Source organism: Arthrobacter sp. G119Y2 (assembly GCF_038069765.1).
GTDB lineage: Bacteria > Actinomycetota > Actinomycetes > Actinomycetales > Micrococcaceae > Arthrobacter_B.
Window position 1 is genome coordinate 348,062 of sequence record NZ_JBBPFS010000001.1, and the last position, 18,662, is coordinate 366,723.

The window sequence follows — 18,662 nt, forward strand, 5'->3', positions numbered from 1 at the left end:
TAGGCTGGGAGCATTTCACGTCGGCAGGGAAGGACCGTCTTGATCACCAGTGCTGGAATTCTGCTGTACCGGCGTACTGCCGCCGGGCTGGAGGTATGGATCGGGCACATGGGCGGGCCGTTCTGGGCCCGGAAGGATACCCACGCCTGGTCGATTCCCAAGGGCGAGTATCTGGATGGAGAGGAGCCGCTCGCTGCGGCTTTACGCGAGTTCGGTGAGGAAATGGGCTCACCGGCGCCCGACGCCGCGTACAGCTGGCTGGGCACCTTCCGCCAGTCCTCGAAAAAGTCGATTACCGTGTTTGCCGCTGAGGCCGGGTACGCCCCTGATCGGATCGATAGCAATACCTTTGCCCTGGAGTGGCCGCCGGGCTCGGGCAAGGTGCGGGAGTATCCGGAGATCAACGACGCCGGCTGGTTTCCCGAGTCCGTGGCCCGCACCAAGCTGGTTAAGGGGCAGGTGCAGGTTCTGGATGCGCTGATCGGCCGTCTCGGCGGCCCTTCGGCTGGGACCTGAGTTCGGGGGAGGAGTGCTGGTCTCCTGGGGCGGATTAATCAGAGTTCAATGAATCCGCTGGTTTCGGTGGCGGGTTTCGGCTCGCAGTCCGAGGTAGGTGCCGGTGATGATGAGTGCGGCGCCGAGGAGCCCCAGGAGGGCGAGGGTGTCCTGTCCCAAGGTGAGTCCGATGAGGACGGCCCAGATGGGTTCGGTACCCATGAGGAGGCTGGCTCGTGAAGCAGAGGTCTGCTGGATGGCCCAGGTTTGGACGAGGAACGCGAAGACGCTGCAGGCCAGGCCCAGGTAGAGGACGCCGAGCCACTGTGCCGGGTTGAAGGTTCTGATGGCGGCAAGGACGCCGGTATGGTCCGCGGCGGTGTAGACGACGGCGCAAACGGCGCTTTGCACCAGAGTCAGAGTCAGCGGGCTGTAGTTCCGTCCCCGGGTAAGGCTGGAGACGGCGGTGACGTGGATTGCACGGACGATCGCGGCGGCGAGCATCAGAGTGTCGCCGGGAGTCGGGGTAGCGAGCCCGTCCTCGGAAACGAGCAGACATACACCGACGACGGCGATCACGCCGGCCCCGAGTCCCAGGCGCGGTAGCTTCACCCGGAAGGCGATGCTCTCGGCGACCGGGGTGAAAACGACGACGAGGCTGATGATCAAGCCGGCATTCGTGGCACTGGTGCCGGCGATCCCGTGGGTTTCCAGGATCAGTACGGCCGCCTGGGTGAGGCCGAGTACGACGCCGACGGCACTCTCACGCAGTCCCACCTTGCGCCGGTTCCATATGAGCGCGATGACGACCAGCGCAGCGGTGGTGATGAGGAACCGCAGGGAGAGAATTACGGTGACGCCGACCGTGTCGGTGAGAGTTTTCGCTGCCAGGTAGCTGCTGCCCCACACCACGGCGACCAGCAGGAGAAGGACATCGACGCGTCGTGCAACGAGTCCGGAGAGGAAATGACCGTGACGGCCCTGTCGTAAACGCCGGGAGAAGGAGTTCGGTGAGGTTAGGGGTGAAAGGAATGATGGCACTTTTCGAGTGTGGCCGGTCCTTATCAATTAGACGAGAGGGCAGTTGCTGAACTGAGGGTTTAGCATTCACTTATGGATGTGCATCAATTGCGAATGCTCAGGGAGCTGGGCGAACGCGGGAGTCTGGCTGCCGTGGCACGGGCATTCCATGTTTCACCGTCTGCTGTGTCCCAGCAGCTCACCGCGTTACAGCGCCGGGTCGAGGTTCCCCTGACAGAACGCCGAGGTAGAAACCTGGTCCTCACCGGTGCCGGGCAGGCATTGGCCGAAGCGGCCGTCCAGATCAGCGTCGCCATGAGCTCCGCGGAGCAGGCCGTGAGCCGGTACGTGCAGGACCCCACCGCGACAGTGAAGATCTGCGCATTCAACAGCGCCGCCCTGACCTACTTCGGCCCACTTCTGGGCGACCTTGCCGGCGAGGGTAATCCACGCCTTGTTTGTCACGACCGGGACGTAGGGCAAGATGCCTTTCCCGCCCTCGCAGCTGACTATGACCTGGTGATCGCTCACCGCCTCGAGCACAGCGCGCCCTGGCCGTCGTCCCTGACGGTGCTACCCCTGGTGCGTGAACCCTTGGATGTCGCCATGTCGGATCAACATCCTCTGGCCGGTCAGTCCACCGTCGGTGTCGGGGAGCTTATCGATGAGGAATGGGTGTCTGTTCAGGATGGATTTCCATTGGTATCAGCTCTGCACAGCATCGCCGTGCACGCAGGGAAACCTCTGAACATCACGCATCGGATCAACGAGTTCTTTGTTGCCGCCACGATTATCGCGAACAGTTCCGCCGTCGCGCTCATGCCCCGCTACACCGCAGCACCCCAACCCGGCAGCGGCATAGTCCTCAAACCACTTCGCGATGTACACCTCAGCAGACACGTCGACATCCTCTGCCGCCCCGAAAGCCTGCACCGGACAGCCGTTCAAAAAGTCCTTAGGACTCTCCAGAACTGTGCCGCGCCCACCCGTGCGAACGGCAAAGACGCAGAAGGAACCGTCTGATTCGGAACGTTGAATCAACTGGGAAGTGTCGCCCTACAGGATCCCTTACTGGGACCTATCGAGCTTCCTGTAATTCCATCGTTCGTGAGACGCTCTCACACTCTCTGCGAGGATCTCGGTAACGGCTTTTGCTGCTCTTGCACCTCACTGTCAAGCTGATCAAATGACTGTTCAGCTCATTTCTCTCAGCGCCCAACAATTCCCTGCCTGGATGGAGCGAAGCCGCACTGAATACGCATCTGATCTCATTACGACAGGGGAATCCCCGCACGAGGCACATCGGCGCGCTTATGAGAGCCTCGATGCCGCGTTTCCTGAGAATATTCCAACTATAGATAATGCCGTGTTCGATGTTCTTGACGGTACTGGCACAACCATTGGCTACCTCTGGGTTGGAACTGACAGTACTGAAGATAATCGCTCTTGGTGGGTTTGGGACATAGTCATTAATGAGGAGCATCGCGGCAAAGGGCTAGGCAGGAAGGCAATGAGGCTAGCCGAAGACTACGCGCGTTCCCAAGGCGCCCACACTCTTGGACTCAGCGTTTTCGGATTCAACCACGGCGCCCGAGGACTCTACGAATCGATGGGTTACGAAATAGTGACCACGAAAATGAAGAAGCACCTCTAAATCTTGAATCTGTGCCCCATCGAAGGATCCCGTAAGGCAGGCGCCGTGGATGAGCCAGTACCTTGGTTTCTTGGGCGTTGGCAATAGGGATTCTGCTGTTTCTCGTCCGGACGCTTCGGATGGGTCATGGACGCAGGCGCAGGGGCTATTGGGATAACTCAATGCCCTTGAATGTTATCAATCGCTGTGCGATGGTTCACGGTATGACCCCTAACGCCCCGCAAGTGAAAACGACGGACGGCTTACCTCTCGGAACTACGTACTGGAAGCTGTGGACGTCGTCCGGGCTCTCCAACCTCGCGGATGGGGTGTTTAAGATTGCGCTCCCGCTCATGGCGATTCAGCTCACGCAGTCTCCGACGCTGATCGCGGGGCTCACTGTCGCCGCCACACTTCCGTGGCTTTTCTTCGCGTTGACGGCCGGAGCCCTGGCGGACCGGGTTGATCGACGAAAGCTCATGCTGTGGGCCAACTTGAGCCGCGCTGTCCTACCCGCTTTGCTGATAGCGGTGATCCTTCTCGATCTCGGGTCTATCTGGGCTCTGTACGTTGTCGCCCTAACGGTTGGGGTAGCGGAAACCCTCTACGACACCTCAGCGCAGTCGATCCTGCCCCAGATTGTGAACAAAGATCAGCTTTCACGCGCCAACGGACGGCTCTACGCCGCTGAGCTTACCGCCAACCAGTTCATAGGCCCTCCACTGGGTGGGCTATTGATAGGTATCGGGGTGGTTGCGGGTTTCGCTGTTCCGGCGGCCCTGTGGCTTGCAGCGGTAGGCGGACTACTCCTAGTGCCGGGCAGTTTTCGCATAGAACGAGAACAGAAGACGACACTGCGGTTCGACATCAGGGAAGGCCTGAGGTACCTCTGGAATCAGAAAGTCCTTCGCACGCTCGCAGCGATGACCGGTGTCGTCAACTTTGCGTCCAGCGCGGCGTTCGCCGTCCTTGTTCTCTTCGCCGTAGGGCCAACTTCCGAAATGGGGCTATCTGAAGTTGGCTTCGGCATACTTCTGACGACGTCCGCCGTCGGTGCCTTTATCGGTTCGTTCATCTCCGACTCAGTGGAAGCGAAGCTGGGCCGGTCCAAATCCCTGGCACTCTGTATTCTGGGCTGCGCCTTGTTCGTCGGAGCACCAGCACTCGCCAACAACCCCTACATTCTGGGGCCCATTCTCCTCGTGGGCGGAATACTGATTGTGCTGTGGAATGTCATCACGGTATCTCTGCGTCAACGTATCGCCCCCAACCGGCTACTCGGCAGGGTCAACAGTGCCTACCGTCTTTTAGCCTGGGGAACCATGCCCATCGGGGCAGCTGCCGGGGGAGTGCTGTCCCAGTGGCTGGGCCTGCAAGCCATGTTCGGAATTATGGGAGTACTCACCCTCGGCCTCTTGGTGTTGATGCCCATTCTCACGGACAAAGCAATCACCGCCGCCGAGGTGGACCACGAGTAAACGGATATGACTAGGCCGGCCAAGGGAGCTTGTGGTGCAGGGCATGCAAAGTCACGGTCCCGCCGTAGATGGGGGAGGTACCGAGCTCGGAAAAACCCCAGTGTTTATAGATTTCCCGGACCTGGGAGGCTTGGCCGAAAACGCCCAGGACGACGTCCTGTTCGGTTCGATTCGAGAGAAGTTCACGGACGCACTGTTTGGCTATACCGCGGCCTCGGTACTCTTTGTCGACAGCGAGTTCCTGGACAATAGCGGTTCTCGACGGCGAGATTGGCCCGTCTAGCGCTGGCAGCAATGCGTTGAGCCGTCGCAGCCAGGAGCTGTCCTGGTCAAGCCTCTGAGATAACGCAAAACCGATCACGTGTCCATCGTGTCTCGCCGCGACAAGTCGCCCGCCAGGACTGGCAAGTTTATCGGGGCCCCACTTATCGATGCTTTGAAGCTCTTCTGGTGATTCGTTGTACGGAGGCGCTCCGAAGCTCAAGACGAAGAGACTCGCGATCTCACCCCAAAGCTCGTCCGGCGCAACGTCTTCGAACCGGGCGTAGTCAACTTTCTGGCCGATTTCTCTCATAGTGGCTCAGGCTATCTCCTGCTTCCCAAGGGGCGTGCCAGGCGAGCATGTTCCGACAGGCCTGCGAGCAGGAAAACGACGTTGGCCTACCTGTCCCAGCACATTTGGTGCACTGGATTTCGCCCAAGTGCTTGCGCAGGGACCGCAAACGGAATCCAATAGCCCAATGACGAAGGAACCCGGCACCACCGCATCAAAAACACCAACCGGGCTGAAGCGGGCAATCGGTGCGCCGCTGCTGTTCGCGTTTATCGTAGGCGACACCCTCGGTGCCGGCATCTATACCCTCGTGGGTACCATGGCCGCCGATGTCGGCGGCGCGATTTGGATACCCCTGCTGATCGCTCTGGTCGTCGCGCTACTCACTGCCGCGACCTACGCGGAGCTGATCACCAAGTACCCGCACGCCGGCGGCGCCGCACGCTACGCCGACCGGGCTTTTGGCATCCCCTACGTGTCATTCCTCGTCGGCTTCCTGATGATGGCCTCAGGAATTACTACAGCAGCCGCCCTCGCGAACGCCTTCGCTGGCGATTACCTCACCGCGCTCATCGACGTGCCCGCCGCTCCCGCAGCGGTCGTATTCATCATCCTGCTGACCCTGATCAACCTTCGCGGCGTCAAGGAGTCCCTCGCCGCGAACCTCGTAGCTTCTGTCATCGAGGTAACCGGCCTCGTCATCGTCATCGTCGTTGCCGCCATCGTCCTCGCCGCCGGCAACGGCGAACCATCCCGGCTGCTTGAGTTCGCACCAGACGTACCGCCCCTCCAGGGAGCCTTCGCCGCATCGATCGTCGCGTTCTTCTCTTTCCTGGGCTTCGAGGCCGCAGCGAACATGGCCGAGGAAGTACGCAACCCCTCCAAGGCCTACCCCCGCGCGCTGTTCGGCGCCATCTGCACCGCCGGGGTTGTCTACCTCCTCATCGCACTCGGTGCAGTCATTGTCATGCCCCCGGCCGAACTGGCCGACTCCACCGGACCGCTGCTCGACGTCGTCGCCGCCAGCGGTGTTGGAATCCCGCCCGGACTATTCAGCATCATCGCTCTGATTGCCATTGCCAACGGAGCGCTGCTGTTCATGGTCATGGCCAGCCGTGTCGGCTACGGATTGGCAGAAGCAGAACTGCTCCCTCGCGCCTTCGCCCGCGTGCTGCCGGGCCGCCGCACTCCCTGGGTCTCCATTGTTGTTGTTGCCGGATTGACGATCGTCCTTACCCTGACCGGAAATGTCGCCACGCTGGCCGAAACCACCGTGCTGCTCCTGCTCCTGGTGTTCCTTTCCGCCAACGTCAGCGTCCTCGTCCTCAAAAAGGACAAAGTCGACCACGACCACTTCAGTGCACCCCGATTCGTGCCGGTCCTGGCGATCATTGCGAGCATCGCGCTCCTCACACAACAAACCGCGGCCGTCTGGCTCGGTGCCGCCGCCTACATTGTCGTTGGATCGTTGTTGTTCCTCGCTGCCCGTGCCGGGCGCAAACACGGGGAACGCGTGAGTGCCGACTAAATCGCGGCACGCCCGCTTCCGCGGATTAGAAAGGGAGCGTGCATGACTGCGGCGACAGCCGCGGGGGAGCCACTAGGTTGGGTCGACGGCCCGGGGGCGTAGGTGCAGCCGGTACCCCATGCCGCGCAGTGTCTCAATCCTGGAGTTCCCGAGTTTTCTGCGCAGATAACGGACGTAGACCTCGATGACATTGGAACCGGGGTCAAAGTCCAGGCCCCACACCCGACTGAGCAGTTGTTCGCGGGTCAGGACCTGGTCGGCATGGCGGAAGAACACCTCGGCAAGGGCGAATTCACGGGCGGTGAGCTCTACCTCCGCCACCTCGCTGTCGATCAAGATCCTGCGGGTGCGTAGGTCCAGGGTCATGTCACCGGCGCGCAGCCTCGTCGGTGCCGGGTTGTGGCCCGGCCCTCTCAGCCTGAGCCGCACACGGGCGAGCAGCTCGTCGAAGCCGAAGGGCTTGGAAATGTAGTCATCGGCGCCGCTCTCCAGACCGGTGACGGTGTCGGCAACGCTGTCGCGGGCGGTCAGAACGACCACCGGCACATCGATGTTCTCGGCGCGCAGCATCCGGAGCACGGTCAGGCCGTCTCTGATCGGCAGGCCGAGGTCGAGCACCATCAGGTCGAACGCTCCCGTACGAGCGTACTGGTACGCAGACTCCCCGTCGCCCACCACTGTGACGATGAACCCATTGCTGCTCAGGCCGCTGTCCAGGAACGAGGCGATGCGGGGCTCATCCTCGGCGACCAGGATCCGGTTCACGGCTGCACCTTGGACAGGCGGGTGACCGCGGTTTGGGTGTTGCGGGGTTGGTCCTTGGCCTGTACAAGGGGTAGATCGAGGGTGAAGGTCGAGCCCTGTCCCGGGGTGCTGTCCAACAGCACCTGCCCGTCGTGGGCACGCGCGATGGAGGCGACGATGGGCAAACCCAGGCCTGCCCCATCGCCGCGGCCGCCGTGATCACCGCAGTGCCCGACGCGGGTGAAGCGATCGAAAATGCGCGGGACGTCCTCGGGTGCGATGCCGGTGCCGGTGTCAGCGACGCTGAACAAAAGCCGGCCGGCGACGACCCGGACACCAATAGAGATCCGGTCCCCGGGCCTGGTATGCCGTACGGCGTTGACCCCCAACTGCATCAGCGCTTGGGTAAGGCGTTGACCGTCGGCGAGCACCGTGTGTTCAGTGACCTCGGACACCGACCACCGCCGCTCGCCGAGAGCGCTGGCCTTGCTGAGGACCTCCATCACGAGGTCAGTAACGTCGACCTGGTGCAGATCCAGAAAATCGGGGCGTTCAGCCTTAGCCAACAGCATCAGGTCATCAACCAAACGGTTCATTCGCTGCAGCTCATCCAGCACGAGGGCTAGGGTCCGCGAACGTTCTGCAGGATCCTCACTGATCAGCTCAAGGTGACCGCGGATCACGGTGATTGGCGTGCGCAGCTCGTGGCTGGCGTCGTCCAGGAAATGCCGTTGACCGGTGAACGCGGTCTGCAGACGGTCCAGCATCCGGTTAAAGGTATGTGCGAGGGCTGCGACGTCGTCGTTGCCGGTCACCGTGATCCGCTGGTCGAGGTCGGAGTCCCGAACGGTCTCGGCGGTCTGGCGGAGCATGCGGATGGGGGCCAGGACCCGGCCGGCGATCACCCAGCTTGCCAGACCCGCCAAGACCAGTGCCGCCAAGCTGCCAACGACCAACACCTGGACTGTGGAGGCCACCCGTTCCATCGCCGGGGCGGTGAATTCGGCCACCACCAGGGCGCCGCTGTCTGGATCGCCGTCGACCCGTACCGGGAAAACCGCATACCGGACGGGACCGGCGGCGCTGGTCACCGTACCGGACTTCGGCTGGCTCAGGTCAGCGGCGAGACCCACGAATGTCGGGTCTGTGTCGAGCCGTGCCGGCGGCTCGGCGCGGGCACGGTGCGCGGGCCGGCCATTGACCAGGCTGAACAGCGTCTCGTCGGCATTGGGCACAACCGCCGCGAGATAACCGGCAAGCAGGGCACCCACGTCTCGGTACGATTCCCCGGTGACAGGGTCTGCAGCCCGCTCGGCGAAGTCGCGCAGCTTGTCGCCTTCGTGGATCAGCTCCCGGTCGAATTCCGCCTCGGCTCGCTCCGTCAGCACGCGGGCGGCAATGACGAACTCCGTGGCCAGCGCCAGCGTCACCAGCAGCATCATCCAGCCGATGATGCGGGTGCGGGCGCTCAGCCCCGAGGCACTGGACGAAGTATGCGCCGGCACGTCAGTTCAGCCGTCGGTGTCGTCGTCGACGACGCCGTCGTCGCGGTCATCATTGCTGACGCTGTCATCAATGCCGGCCTCCTCGGTGTCATCGTCATCCTCGTGCTCCCCTGCTGCGGGTGCGGGCTCTCCTGCGACCCTGGTGGCTCCCGTCGGTGCTGCCGGCGCAGCGGGAGACATGGGTGCCAAAACAGGCGGAGCGGCGGGCGCGGGTGGAGGCGGGGAGGAGTCCGGGGTCGACGGATCCTCGGTAGTAGTCGATGGTCCGGTGGGACTGACCACGACCACGCTCCCCAGGTCCACCGGGGGGTGGGTAACGACCGCTCCGCCGAGGACCCAAGCAGCAGCCAGCAGGACCGGGACCCCTATCAGCGCAGCAAACCGGCGACCAGTCATGTGACGAAGCCTACCTCCTGAACCTCAGCGTCCAGCCGAGCCGGACATTAGAAGTCTCTCAGGTGCAGGAACGCCGGCGAAGCCTTCCGGGGCCGCAAGCCCGTAGATAAGAAATCTCTCATGCCCGGCCAAGGCAGGGCTTATCCGCGCCCCTCATCCTCGTAGTAAGGAAACCAGTAACCACCGCGGGAGCACCTAACATGACGACTCACACTCAGTATCAATTTCCGCCGTCCCGCACTTTGGTGACACGAAGCGAGACCGTTCGGCCATCACTACCCGGCGCAGGTTCTGCTGCGGCCGCCGCCGGATCGGTGCAGTGGGCCACCGAGGTCCTGGCCGAGGCCGCCCCAGCGCTGGCGGGGGCCCTTGCCGAGGTGCGTATGCTGCGCCGCGGGCCCGAGCGGTTGGCCCTGCTGAAGCTGAGCAGCGGCCGGGAACTGGTGCTCAAGCAATACTCCGATGACCGGGGGGCGTGGACCCGGCGGTGGTTGCAGCTGCTGGCCGAGGAGGGTTTTGCCCCGCCGGCGAAATTCGCGGTGACCCGGGAACGTGGGTGGTCCGTCTCGCATCGCACTCTGGTGACCGACCTGGCGGACGGGAAGAACTGGGCCCATTGGCTGCAGTCCCCGCCAGCTGGTCGGGACACAGCCGCGGTCGCCGCGGCCGACTGGTTGGTCCGGTTGCAGTCGCTGCAGGTCACCTTGCCGGACCGCATTGCCCACCGGGCGGGCGATGAGCTGTGCCGCCAGAGCGGGCTGCTTGCCGACCGGTATCCCCTCGACGCCCGAAGGCTGCTTCAGATCAGCGAGGCTGTCCACCGGTGCCTGTACCACCCCAGACGCGCACCGGTTGCCGGGCTCGTGGCCTCGCACGGTGATTTGCACCCGGAGAACCTGTTCATCAGCGGTGGGGGACCGCCGGCGGTCACCGCGATTGATGTCGACACCGCCGGGCTGCGTCGGGCGTCCTACGACGTTGGCTACGCCTTGGCGCAGCTGCTGATCGTCTCGTGGATGCGTACCGGCTCCTTCCGGGCCGGCGTTAGCGTTGCATTGACGTTCTGGGACCGGTGGACGGGACGCGGCGGCACCGATGCGGAGGCAGTACCGGCCGAGGCGGCCCGGGCGTTGGTGCAGAGCCTGCACTTCGAGCTGATCACCTACCGCACCGGCCGTGCCGACCTGGTCCAGCGCTGGCTCGGGATCGCCGAGGCCATGCTCGATAACGGCGTCCGGGGCGCTTTGGAGTCCCTGGCCGCCGGACAGGAGGCCGGCTCGTGACTGCCGTGCCCATCGCCTTCGTGCACCACGCCAACCAGTTTGTCATCACCGACGGGTACCTCGACCGCGACGGGATCAGCGAAGCTGCCGCCGGATACGACGCGGTCCTGTCATTGCACGTCGAGCTGGGAATCCCGGCAGCACTGCACATCTCCGGGCCGGTCCTGGAGGCGCTCGCCTGGCACCGGCCGGCCGTGCTGGCCCGGCTGCGCCAGCATCTGGCCGGCGGTTTGATTAGCCTGATCGGCGGCACCTACGGGGAGAACGTGATGACACTCTCGTCCGCCCGGCACAACCGCCGGCAGTTGCGCACCTACCACGATCTGGTCGAGGAACTCCTCGGAGTACCTCGTAGGGAACTGAGGACCGCGTGGGTACCTGAGCGGGTGTGGAACACCGCCGCGTGCGGACCGCCGCTGCGCGATGCTGAGGGCACAGGGGTGCGGTACGAGCGGGTACTGCTGGATGACCGGCTGGCCTTCCCGCTGCGTGAGGGCCGGCACTATCCGGGCAGCGCACGAGAGGCCTTCGATGCGAAGGGGCCCTACCGGTGGCATGAAGACGGGTTCCCGGCCACTGCCCGCGGGCTGCTCCATCCCGGGTCTTTGACGCCGTACCGGATCACCGGTGGCGATGGATTGATCGGCGTCCCGATCGCCTCTCACCTGCGCTACCTTGTGCCTCCGCACGATCCGAGCCACCTCAGCCTGGTCACCGAGCTGGCGGAAGACGCCCAGGCAGCACCCGCGGGATCCTTGCTGGTTTTCGCGGATGACCTGGAACGGGTTGCCGGCGTTGGCGGTTGGGAACAGGGCCTGGACCGGTATGCGCGGTTCCTGCGCTGGGTCACCAAAAGCGAGATGCTGGAACCGGTCGCCCTTGATGCCTGGTGTGATCGGGCCGAGACCGTACTTGAATTGCCGGCGGAGACCGGCACCTATTACGAGTTGGCGCACCAGCACGGCGCCGGCGAGGACTACTCCCGGTGGGCAGCTGACCCCAGGTGGGCTCCGTACGCGGAATGCCTCGAGCGGGTCGAAGCGGCGCTGGAGCAGGCCGAAGCCGACGGGGCCGACCCGGGATTGTGCGCGCTGGCCGAACGGTTGGTGCTGCTTGGCCGCCATGAAACCGCCTGGCAGGATCCGCATCCCGACGGCGGCCGGGCCCCGGCTCCATGGGTGCGGGCCACCGCTGCGCACGCTGCCGACGCCCTGCCTGTGCTGGCGGCGGCCAGATGGGCCGCCGACCCGGGCAGTCACGAGTTGCAGGTGCTGCTCACCGACATCGACAATGACGGCCATGAGGAGTTGATCATCAGCAGCGACCGGCTCTTCATCGTGCTCTCGCCCCGTCACGGCGGCCGGGTCAGCTTGATGGTGACCCGCAGCGCCGGGTCCTGCCCGGCCGGCGTTATCGTCATCGGAAACCCGCTTGACCACTGGAACTTTCAGACCGAACTGCACCGGCACATGCAGACCCCGCCAAACCATCCGGGCGCGCTGAGCGTGCTGGGTACCGAGACCCACCGCCACGATCTCAGCCGGGTCGAGGTCACCGCCGAGGCGGCAGTAGTGGAACTGATCGACGTCGAACCGGGTCCGGACCGGGGCCTGGCCAAACGGGTACTGCTACGCGCCGACGGCACCGCGATAGTGGTGTGCGTACACCGGACGATGCTGCCCGGGGAGCTGAGGACCACCGTGGCGCTGTCCCCGGACTACCCCTATTTGTTACGTACCGGCAGGCATGCGATCAATCCGGTTCAGGGACGAACGTGGTGGGGAGCAGGCACCGCCGCGCTTGACGTCTGGGTGGCGCATGACCCAGCCGAACACACCAGCCAGCTGGTCGGCACCAGCCCGAGTACCGGGCATGCCCTGGTCGGCGCCGCGGACGGGTGCGGTCGACACCTGCATCTGGTGGTGGGCACCGGCCCCGTCGACGAGCAAACCGGCCCCAGACTGATCGGTGCCGCTGAGAGCCTGCTGCACCCGACACACCCAACGAATTCAACTTTGCCCAAAGCCGGTCATGAGCGGCCCGGGTCCGTACCGCGGACGGTTGGTGCCGGGAGCCCGACGCGACCAAAACCAAACCGGGAACCCAACCGTGCTTGAGGTCCTGCGCAGCTTCAGCCCTCTCATTCGGCCCTACCGGGCCCGGCTGCTGCTCGGTGGCGTGCTGGTGCTGGTCGTGGCAGCACTGGAACTGGCGCTGCCGTGGCCATTGAAAATTATCGTCGATGACGTGTTGAACCGGCGTTCGCCGGATGGCCCGCTCGGAAACCTCCTTGGACCGTTAGCCGACTCCCCGGATGCGGTCCTGGCGATCTGCGCAGCAGCCTTGGTGGTGTTGGCTGTCCTGGCTGCCCTGGTCAGCTACCTGTCCTCCCGGATCCTGCTGGCGATTGGGGAACGTCTCACCAACGACTTGCGCATGGACATCTTTACCCACCTCCAGCGCCTGTCCCTTGCCTTCCATGACCGGCAGCGGGTCGGGGACCTCGCGACCCGCCTCACCGGCGACGTCAATGCCATCCAGGTGCTGCTGGTAGCGGTATTCGCCACCCTGCTGCCCAACGTGGCACTGCTGATCGGGATCGTCCTGATCGCGGTGCTCATCGAACCCGTCTTCGCTGTCCTGCTGTTGTGCGTCGTCCCGGCACTGTACGCCGTCGTCCGGCACTACCGCGGTGCCATCAAGCAAGCCTCCCGTGAAGCCCGCGTCTGTGAGGGCCGGGTTTCAAGCCACGTCACCGAAACCCTGTCCACCATTCGGCTGCTACAGTCCTTCGCCGCCGAACGCCGCAGCTTGGAACGGTTCCGCACCCACTCCCAGGCCCGGATGGAAGCGGGACTGCGCCAAGTCGACCTCCTCTCCCGGCTGCCGGCCGCCGTCGAGCTGATCTCCCAGGTCGGACGCGCCGCCGTATTGTTCGTCGGAGCCACTATGGTCCTGCGCGGCCAACTGAGCCTGGGAGTGCTCGTGGTGTTGCTGGCGTACCTTGCGCAGGTTTACGGGCCCATGAAAGCGCTGGCGCGACTGGCGTCGACGGTCGGCAAAGCCCAGGCGGGCGCCGAACGGGTCGAGGAGGTGCTGCGCTCCACCGTGGTGATACCCGAACACCGCGACGCCTTGGACGCCCAACCGCTGCGCGGCGACGTCGAACTGCGTGGCGTGTCTTTCGGGTACGAGCCAGGTCACCCGGTCCTGCACGGAATATCCCTGTCCGCCGGACCGGGCGAGGTCGTGGCGCTTGCCGGCCGCACGGGTGCCGGTAAATCGACGCTCGTCAGCCTGGTCCCACGGTTCTACGACGTCACCGCCGGACAGGTGCTCCTCGACGGCCAGGACGTCCGTGAGCTGACCCTGGACTCGGTACGCAGCCAGATCGCCGTCGTCCTGCAGGACCCGCTGATGGTCTCCGGTTCGGTTCTGGACAACATCGCTTACGGTGCCCCCGACGCCAGCCGCGAGGACCTGTTGGCCGCCGCACAAGCGGCGTACGTCGACGAGTTCGTTGACCGCCTGCCCCAGGGATACGACACACAGATTGCGGAGCACGGTTCATCCCTGTCCGGAGGACAGCGACAACGCATCGCCATCGCCCGGGCGCTGGCTGCCGACACTCCCATCGTGGTGCTCGATGAACCGACCAGTGGATTGGACGCCATCAGTGAGTCCTATGTAATGGCCGGCCTGGCCCGCCTCACTGCCGGACGCACCGTTCTGGTCATCGCCCACCGGCTATCAACATTGCGCGACGCCGACAGGGTGTACGTCATCGAACACGGACGAGTTGTCGACGCCGGAACACACACCGAACTCTCGTCACGACCAGGCCTCTACCGGGACGCGAATGAACTGCTGCTGGCCCCCGAACGACCAGCCACGCGAATCTGACGGCGCCGCAGCTCCATCTGCTGCCGGATCAGCCGAGGCTGGTACCGATGGCCCCTGTTACATAGGGTATGAGCCATATTCCCCACACAATGAGGGAAAATTTGTGAAAGCGCTTTTTCTCCACGTCGCGGTTGCGAACTAGCACAATAACCGCCCACACAAGGTGGAATACCATCAGCAGCAATGCAATGGCGCCAGTGACGGCCATGATGGCGTTGAGCCCGGATCCATCCCCGGCCTCGCCGGATTCCGCAATTCGGGACATGAGATAGGTGCCGCTGCCATCGCAGACCAGCCCCAGAGCAAAAAACCCAGCATGCCACCACTTCAGCACTCGCTGGCGGTGCTCCGCCCAGACGCCAACGGTGTAAAAGACCAGAGCAGCCGTGATGAGAACAATTGCAGCCAAGAGCATGGCCTGACACTACAGGTGCTCGTGCGAAAGAAACTAGGCCCGAGGCCGGTCTGAGCCCCGCAATGGAGCCGTAAGCCGTGAAAAGGACTAGACGTAGCGGCAGCTGGCTCTCCCGGCGAATCACGTAAGCACGGAGCCAGACCGGGCGTTGAAATCCACCTGGCAGGGCACAGCAGCACACCACCGGGTACTTCGATGCGCTCACCGTGGAGCGGATCGCCGCCCAGGCACAGAGCAACGTCCGGATGATCTACGCCTACTACGGCAGCAAGAGCGGTCTGTTCGATGCAACCGTAACGCAGGTGCTGCGTGTGACGGCAGAGAGCGTCCCCCGCGTCCCGAGGATCTGGCAGGCTGGGCCGGAGACGTGTTCGACCACCATGAGCGCTTCCCTGAAGGCCTCCGCCTGAGCACGTGGGCTCAACGTGAACGGCCGGAGGCCACCGCCGAGCCGAGCGATGTCTATCGGAACAAGGCGCTCGTCGTCGCGACGGCTGCCGCACGCCCGCTGTCGAACGAATGCTGCAAGCCGGGTCCTGAGCTGGGCTGCCCTGGTTCCGTCCCCAAAGTGAAGGCAAACACTGCAACGGTCATCAGCACGATGCAGCAGAATACCTGGAAAGGCAGCCACCGCCTCCCTTTGGGAAGGTTGTAGCGGTAAGCCTTGGTTAGCGCGAAGCAGAATGCCGTGCAGAAAAGGAAAACGAATCCGAACACAAAAAAAGTACTCATCAGGTCGCCCTCGTAACATCCCGAGCCGTACCCGGTCGCCTGTGTGCAGACCATACGGGTCGGGTATGTTCCCAGCGCCGTTCCGAACATCGCCGCGGGCAGAAGACACAGTGCCGCGCCGGCGAGGATTGCGATAATGCTCCCGACGTGTTCACGGGTGGACGGAGGAATCTCGGCAGGGCTTGCCGCGGGATCAGTATTCATGGCTGCTTCCCCCCGAGTCATTGAACCGTCACGGCCGACCATACTCCGGCGACAGGCTGCCGCCGGCGGTCACGCTGGTTCGCGGAAGAGCTGCTGCTCCGACGCGCCGGCTGCCGCACGCCCGCGTCGGTACTCAAGAACGGAGCAGGTGAGGAAAGCAGAAGCAGCCAGAACCATGACGAGTATCGACACCGGCCCCCACCATTCCGGCAGCTGCTCGGAGAGCATCATTGTGCCCGCTCCGAACACGATCGAGACTCCGAACAGGTAGCGGCTCCATGCAGTCATGGCCACAGCCTAACTGCCGCAGCGTGAAACCGGTGTGAGATGCTCATGTCCATGACCATGCCGACACGCCTTAGACCCGCGGACGTAAGCGATCTGCCATTCATCTTTCGCCAGGAGCGTGAGTACATGGAGACCATTGAGCCGGATGCGCACCGGGGGTGGCTCGCGGCTCTGGACCTGAACCTCGCCTTCTGGATCGAATGCCTTCCCCACACGCTGTTCTGCATCGATGCAGACGGACACCCGCTCGGCTATGCGATGTGGAGCCTCGATGATGGAACCGCAACCCTGGTCTCGATCAACGTCATCGGCAGCCGTCGTCGCCAAGGACTCGGACGGCTGCTCCTGGATGCGTTCGAACAGAGGATATGCCCAGACGGGGCCCGCGTCGTGGAGCTCGGCGTTCACCGAGCCAATCAGGCACGCCTGCTCTACGAGGGCGCGGGCTACGAGACAATGGGCCGCGACGGCGAATATGTGCTGTTCAGGAAGGTCCTGAAAGACACCGCGGACGTGTGAGGGGGAACCGCATTGATCAAACGGCATGCTTTCCCGAGGCCGCTGCGGAGCCTGATGGCTCTAGTGGGAACCTGGTCCTTTGGGTGGGGACTTTTCAGGATTGTTAGAGACGAACTTTTTATCCTGGGCCCTATATCCATGCTGTTCGGAGCCGCGCTGCTCGCGCTTGTTCTCGTGAGCCAGAACCGAGGCGAAATGCGGAGCACCCGGACCGAGGGTGAGGCTAACGCTAACCGCCCTCCTGGGCCTTAGCCCTGCTTCGATAGCGCACCGCGAGAGCATCGTGCGTGAGTGCCCGGAACATCTCGGTCATATCGACGGCGATGCCCGCATACTGCGCCATTAGGTCAGCACCGTCGCCGAGCGCGGTTCGAACCGGGTCCAGCGCCGGCCCGGTTGGGTCAGCGGCGGCAGAACGCAACAGCTCCAGACGCTCCGGACCGGAGGTGTAGCCGAGTTCAAATAACGTCCAGTGGAACAGGTGCATCAGGGCGGTGTCGCGGTCGAAGCCGTCATGCGTGGGCATCGATGCTTCTTCCTCCGCTGTGAGGTCGAAGTCGCGGTGAAGCGCCAGGCCGAAATCCGTGAAGAGCAGTCTGCCATCCCGGATGAGAATGTTGCCCGGGTGCACGTCAAAGTGCTGGAAACCCTGGGCGTTCATCCATGCTGTGGCGTTCAGAAGCTGCTCGACGACGTCGGGGAAGACGCTCGCCCCAGTGCCCTCGGCCACACTCCTGCGTAGCCAGTCGCCGAGAGTTCCGGGCACGTACTCAAGGAAGAACACCATGCTCTTGGAGGCATCCTTCATCGCCTCAAGCTTGCTTTCGACCTGAGGCCAATGTGGCCCCCATTGGCGGGGAGGAGCATCGCCGTCGAACTCGCTGAGGTCTGCTGTGCATTTTGAATCGATCACTCGCCAGCCGAGCAAAAGCGGAAAGAAATCCACAACTCCCGCGTGCACCCAGCCGGACGTCATATGGTGCGCTGCCAGTTCCCTCCCCGCCGCATGGGTAGGGCTTCCTATCCCGTAGTGGGAGACGAAGGGGAGCTGGAGCCGGCTGAGAGTGGCGGTCGGGTCCGCTGTTTCGATGTCTGTCAGGGGGAGCTGTTTTACGAAGACAGCGGTGTTACCAATACTCACTGTCTTAGTTGTTCCACCGATGCCCGCGCCTGCTTCATCAGCTTCGTCAATGAGGGTCTGCACGCTGGCATCGTCCAGCCCGTCGATAAGAGAAGAGATGGTTCGTGCTTCAACTATGCGTACCGTCATCACTACACCGTAAGGCCCGGTGCTCGGCAGGCGGAGAGGGAGTCCTCATTGGGATACTGCCTCATGCCTCATTGGGATACTGTACGGATTTCACCAGAGCCGCCTAAAGGAAGAGCCATCATCGAACAGGTTGTGCACAGTTCAAGCGGCCGGTTGGTCATGCGTCGGCCTGTTCCCGGCGATGCGGACGAATTGTTCCGAATGTACTCGGACCCTCGCCTCATCGCGTGTGATCCAATGCTCGCTCACAATTCGATCACGCATACGCAAGCAGTCCTCCAGCGCCGGATCGCTGAGTGGCAACAGCGCGGGCACGGATTGTGGGTACTGGAGGCCGCGGACGGCGCCTCTGCGGGTGATCTGGTGGGGATGGGTGGATGCCAGACAATGTCGTCCAACGCGTGGAATTTGTCCTTCAGCCTTCGGCCCCAGAGCTGGGGGTGCGGCTACGCTCAGGAAGTCGCTGCAGCCGGCATCGCATATGCGCAGGCGGCACGTCCTGACTTTCCGATAACGGCTGTTGTCGCGCAGCAAAACGCACGCTCGCAACGTGCGGTCGAACGAGCAGGGCTTCGCAAACAATGGGAGGGGCCGGACAACTATGACCCCGATCCAACGGCAACCATGTTGCTGTATGCCGACCGCGTGTTATCCCAAGATCAGGTTTTGGCACTGACTCGCTAGCTGCCTTCAGCG

At 63.5% G+C, this 18,662-nt stretch carries 19 protein-coding genes and 2 pseudogenes; 12 read left to right on the forward strand and 9 right to left on the reverse strand.

Translation table 11 applies throughout. The features are described from left to right. The first annotated feature begins 39 nt into the window (after positions 1-39). Positions 40-516 (forward strand): NUDIX domain-containing protein, encoded by a 477-nt coding sequence (locus WKB88_RS01680; protein WP_341392805.1) that lies wholly within the window; start codon positions 40-42, stop codon positions 514-516. 45 nt (positions 517-561) lie between these two features. Here WKB88_RS01680 and WKB88_RS01685 read toward each other — a convergent pair whose 3' ends face one another. After that, on the reverse strand, positions 562-1,536 hold the full coding sequence (locus WKB88_RS01685) for a DMT family transporter (RefSeq protein ID WP_341392806.1): 975 nt from the start codon (positions 1,534-1,536) through the stop codon (positions 562-564). Positions 1,537-1,608: 72 nt separating this feature from the next. Here WKB88_RS01685 and WKB88_RS01690 point away from each other — a divergent pair, with 72 nt between their 5' ends. The 3 genes from WKB88_RS01690 to WKB88_RS01700 all read left to right on the forward strand — a co-directional run bounded on the left by WKB88_RS01690 (position 1,609) and on the right by WKB88_RS01700 (position 4,626). Continuing rightward, the gene (locus WKB88_RS01690) at positions 1,609-2,538 is read left to right on the forward strand and encodes a LysR family transcriptional regulator (RefSeq protein WP_341392807.1); all 930 of its coding nucleotides are present in this window, start codon (positions 1,609-1,611) and stop codon (positions 2,536-2,538) included. Between the two features lie 163 nt (positions 2,539-2,701). Then, the gene (locus WKB88_RS01695) at positions 2,702-3,169 is read left to right on the forward strand and encodes a GNAT family N-acetyltransferase (protein ID WP_341392808.1); all 468 of its coding nucleotides are present in this window, start codon (positions 2,702-2,704) and stop codon (positions 3,167-3,169) included. A gap of 203 nt (positions 3,170-3,372) precedes the next feature. Further along, positions 3,373-4,626 (forward strand): MFS transporter, encoded by a 1,254-nt coding sequence (locus tag WKB88_RS01700; protein WP_341392809.1) that lies wholly within the window; start codon positions 3,373-3,375, stop codon positions 4,624-4,626. Positions 4,627-4,636: 10 nt separating this feature from the next. Here WKB88_RS01700 and WKB88_RS01705 read toward each other — a convergent pair whose 3' ends face one another. Beyond that, the gene (locus WKB88_RS01705) at positions 4,637-5,200 is read right to left on the reverse strand and encodes a GNAT family N-acetyltransferase (protein WP_341392810.1); all 564 of its coding nucleotides are present in this window, start codon (positions 5,198-5,200) and stop codon (positions 4,637-4,639) included. 166 nt (positions 5,201-5,366) lie between these two features. Between WKB88_RS01705 and WKB88_RS01710 the strand changes: the two genes are divergently transcribed. Beyond that, positions 5,367-6,707: an APC family permease gene (locus WKB88_RS01710; RefSeq protein ID WP_341392811.1), complete on the forward strand. Its 1,341-nt coding sequence runs from the start codon at positions 5,367-5,369 to the stop codon at positions 6,705-6,707. 72 nt (positions 6,708-6,779) lie between these two features. On the opposite strand, the gene WKB88_RS01715 is transcribed toward WKB88_RS01710, so the two are convergent. Genes WKB88_RS01715 through WKB88_RS01725 form a run of 3 tightly spaced genes read right to left on the reverse strand, consistent with a single transcriptional unit; the run spans position 6,780 to position 9,352 of the window. Continuing rightward, positions 6,780-7,472: a response regulator transcription factor gene (locus WKB88_RS01715; protein ID WP_341392812.1), complete on the reverse strand. Its 693-nt coding sequence runs from the start codon at positions 7,470-7,472 to the stop codon at positions 6,780-6,782. Beyond that, positions 7,469-8,956, reverse strand: coding sequence for a sensor histidine kinase (locus WKB88_RS01720; RefSeq protein WP_341392813.1), 1,488 nt, complete (start codon positions 8,954-8,956; stop codon positions 7,469-7,471). The genes WKB88_RS01715 and WKB88_RS01720 overlap by 4 nt, the downstream gene beginning before the upstream one ends. A gap of 6 nt (positions 8,957-8,962) precedes the next feature. Next, positions 8,963-9,352 carry a hypothetical protein gene (locus WKB88_RS01725; protein ID WP_341392814.1) on the reverse strand — a complete coding sequence of 130 codons (390 nt, stop codon included), beginning with the start codon at positions 9,350-9,352 and terminating at the stop codon, positions 8,963-8,965. A 200-nt stretch (positions 9,353-9,552) separates the two neighbouring features. Between WKB88_RS01725 and WKB88_RS01730 the strand changes: the two genes are divergently transcribed. From WKB88_RS01730 to WKB88_RS01740, 3 genes are read left to right on the forward strand one after another with little or no spacing between them, the layout of a single operon-like run. Continuing rightward, entirely contained in the window at positions 9,553-10,635 is a 1,083-nt protein-coding gene (locus WKB88_RS01730; RefSeq protein WP_341392815.1) for an aminoglycoside phosphotransferase family protein, read from the forward strand. Continuing rightward, the gene (locus WKB88_RS01735) at positions 10,632-12,752 is read left to right on the forward strand and encodes a hypothetical protein (protein WP_341392816.1); all 2,121 of its coding nucleotides are present in this window, start codon (positions 10,632-10,634) and stop codon (positions 12,750-12,752) included. The genes WKB88_RS01730 and WKB88_RS01735 overlap by 4 nt, the downstream gene beginning before the upstream one ends. Next, entirely contained in the window at positions 12,745-14,538 is a 1,794-nt protein-coding gene (locus WKB88_RS01740) for an ABC transporter ATP-binding protein (RefSeq protein ID WP_341392817.1), read from the forward strand. The genes WKB88_RS01735 and WKB88_RS01740 overlap by 8 nt, the downstream gene beginning before the upstream one ends. Before the next feature lie 28 nt (positions 14,539-14,566). Here the strand turns inward: WKB88_RS01740 and WKB88_RS01745 are convergent, their stop codons facing one another. Then, positions 14,567-14,953: an HsmA family protein gene (locus WKB88_RS01745; RefSeq protein ID WP_341392818.1), complete on the reverse strand. Its 387-nt coding sequence runs from the start codon at positions 14,951-14,953 to the stop codon at positions 14,567-14,569. A gap of 203 nt (positions 14,954-15,156) precedes the next feature. Between WKB88_RS01745 and WKB88_RS18185 the strand changes: the two are divergent. Then, positions 15,157-15,231: pseudogene (locus WKB88_RS18185) on the forward strand (hypothetical protein); the annotation flags it as partial. An 89-nt stretch (positions 15,232-15,320) separates the two neighbouring features. Further along, a pseudogene (locus tag WKB88_RS18190) lies at positions 15,321-15,389 on the forward strand (hypothetical protein); the annotation flags it as partial. Positions 15,390-15,415: 26 nt separating this feature from the next. Here the strand turns inward: WKB88_RS18190 and WKB88_RS01755 are convergent. Both WKB88_RS01755 and WKB88_RS01760 read right to left on the reverse strand, forming a co-directional pair. Continuing rightward, entirely contained in the window at positions 15,416-15,889 is a 474-nt protein-coding gene (locus tag WKB88_RS01755) for a hypothetical protein (RefSeq protein ID WP_341392819.1), read from the reverse strand. 69 nt (positions 15,890-15,958) lie between these two features. Further along, a complete protein-coding gene (locus WKB88_RS01760) occupies positions 15,959-16,177 on the reverse strand; it encodes a hypothetical protein (RefSeq protein WP_341392820.1) in 219 nt (72 codons plus the stop codon). 126 nt (positions 16,178-16,303) lie between these two features. On the opposite strand from WKB88_RS01760, the gene WKB88_RS01765 reads away from it, so the two are divergent. Next, positions 16,304-16,696, forward strand: a complete 393-nt coding sequence (locus tag WKB88_RS01765) for a GNAT family N-acetyltransferase (protein ID WP_341392821.1) — start codon at positions 16,304-16,306, stop codon at positions 16,694-16,696. A gap of 229 nt (positions 16,697-16,925) precedes the next feature. Here the strand turns inward: WKB88_RS01765 and WKB88_RS01770 are convergent, their stop codons facing one another. Next, positions 16,926-17,966, reverse strand: a complete 1,041-nt coding sequence (locus WKB88_RS01770) for a protein kinase domain-containing protein (RefSeq protein ID WP_341392822.1) — start codon at positions 17,964-17,966, stop codon at positions 16,926-16,928. 159 nt (positions 17,967-18,125) lie between these two features. On the opposite strand from WKB88_RS01770, the gene WKB88_RS01775 reads away from it, so the two are divergent. Further along, entirely contained in the window at positions 18,126-18,650 is a 525-nt protein-coding gene (locus tag WKB88_RS01775; protein WP_341393197.1) for a GNAT family N-acetyltransferase, read from the forward strand. Positions 18,651-18,662 lie beyond the last annotated feature (12 nt).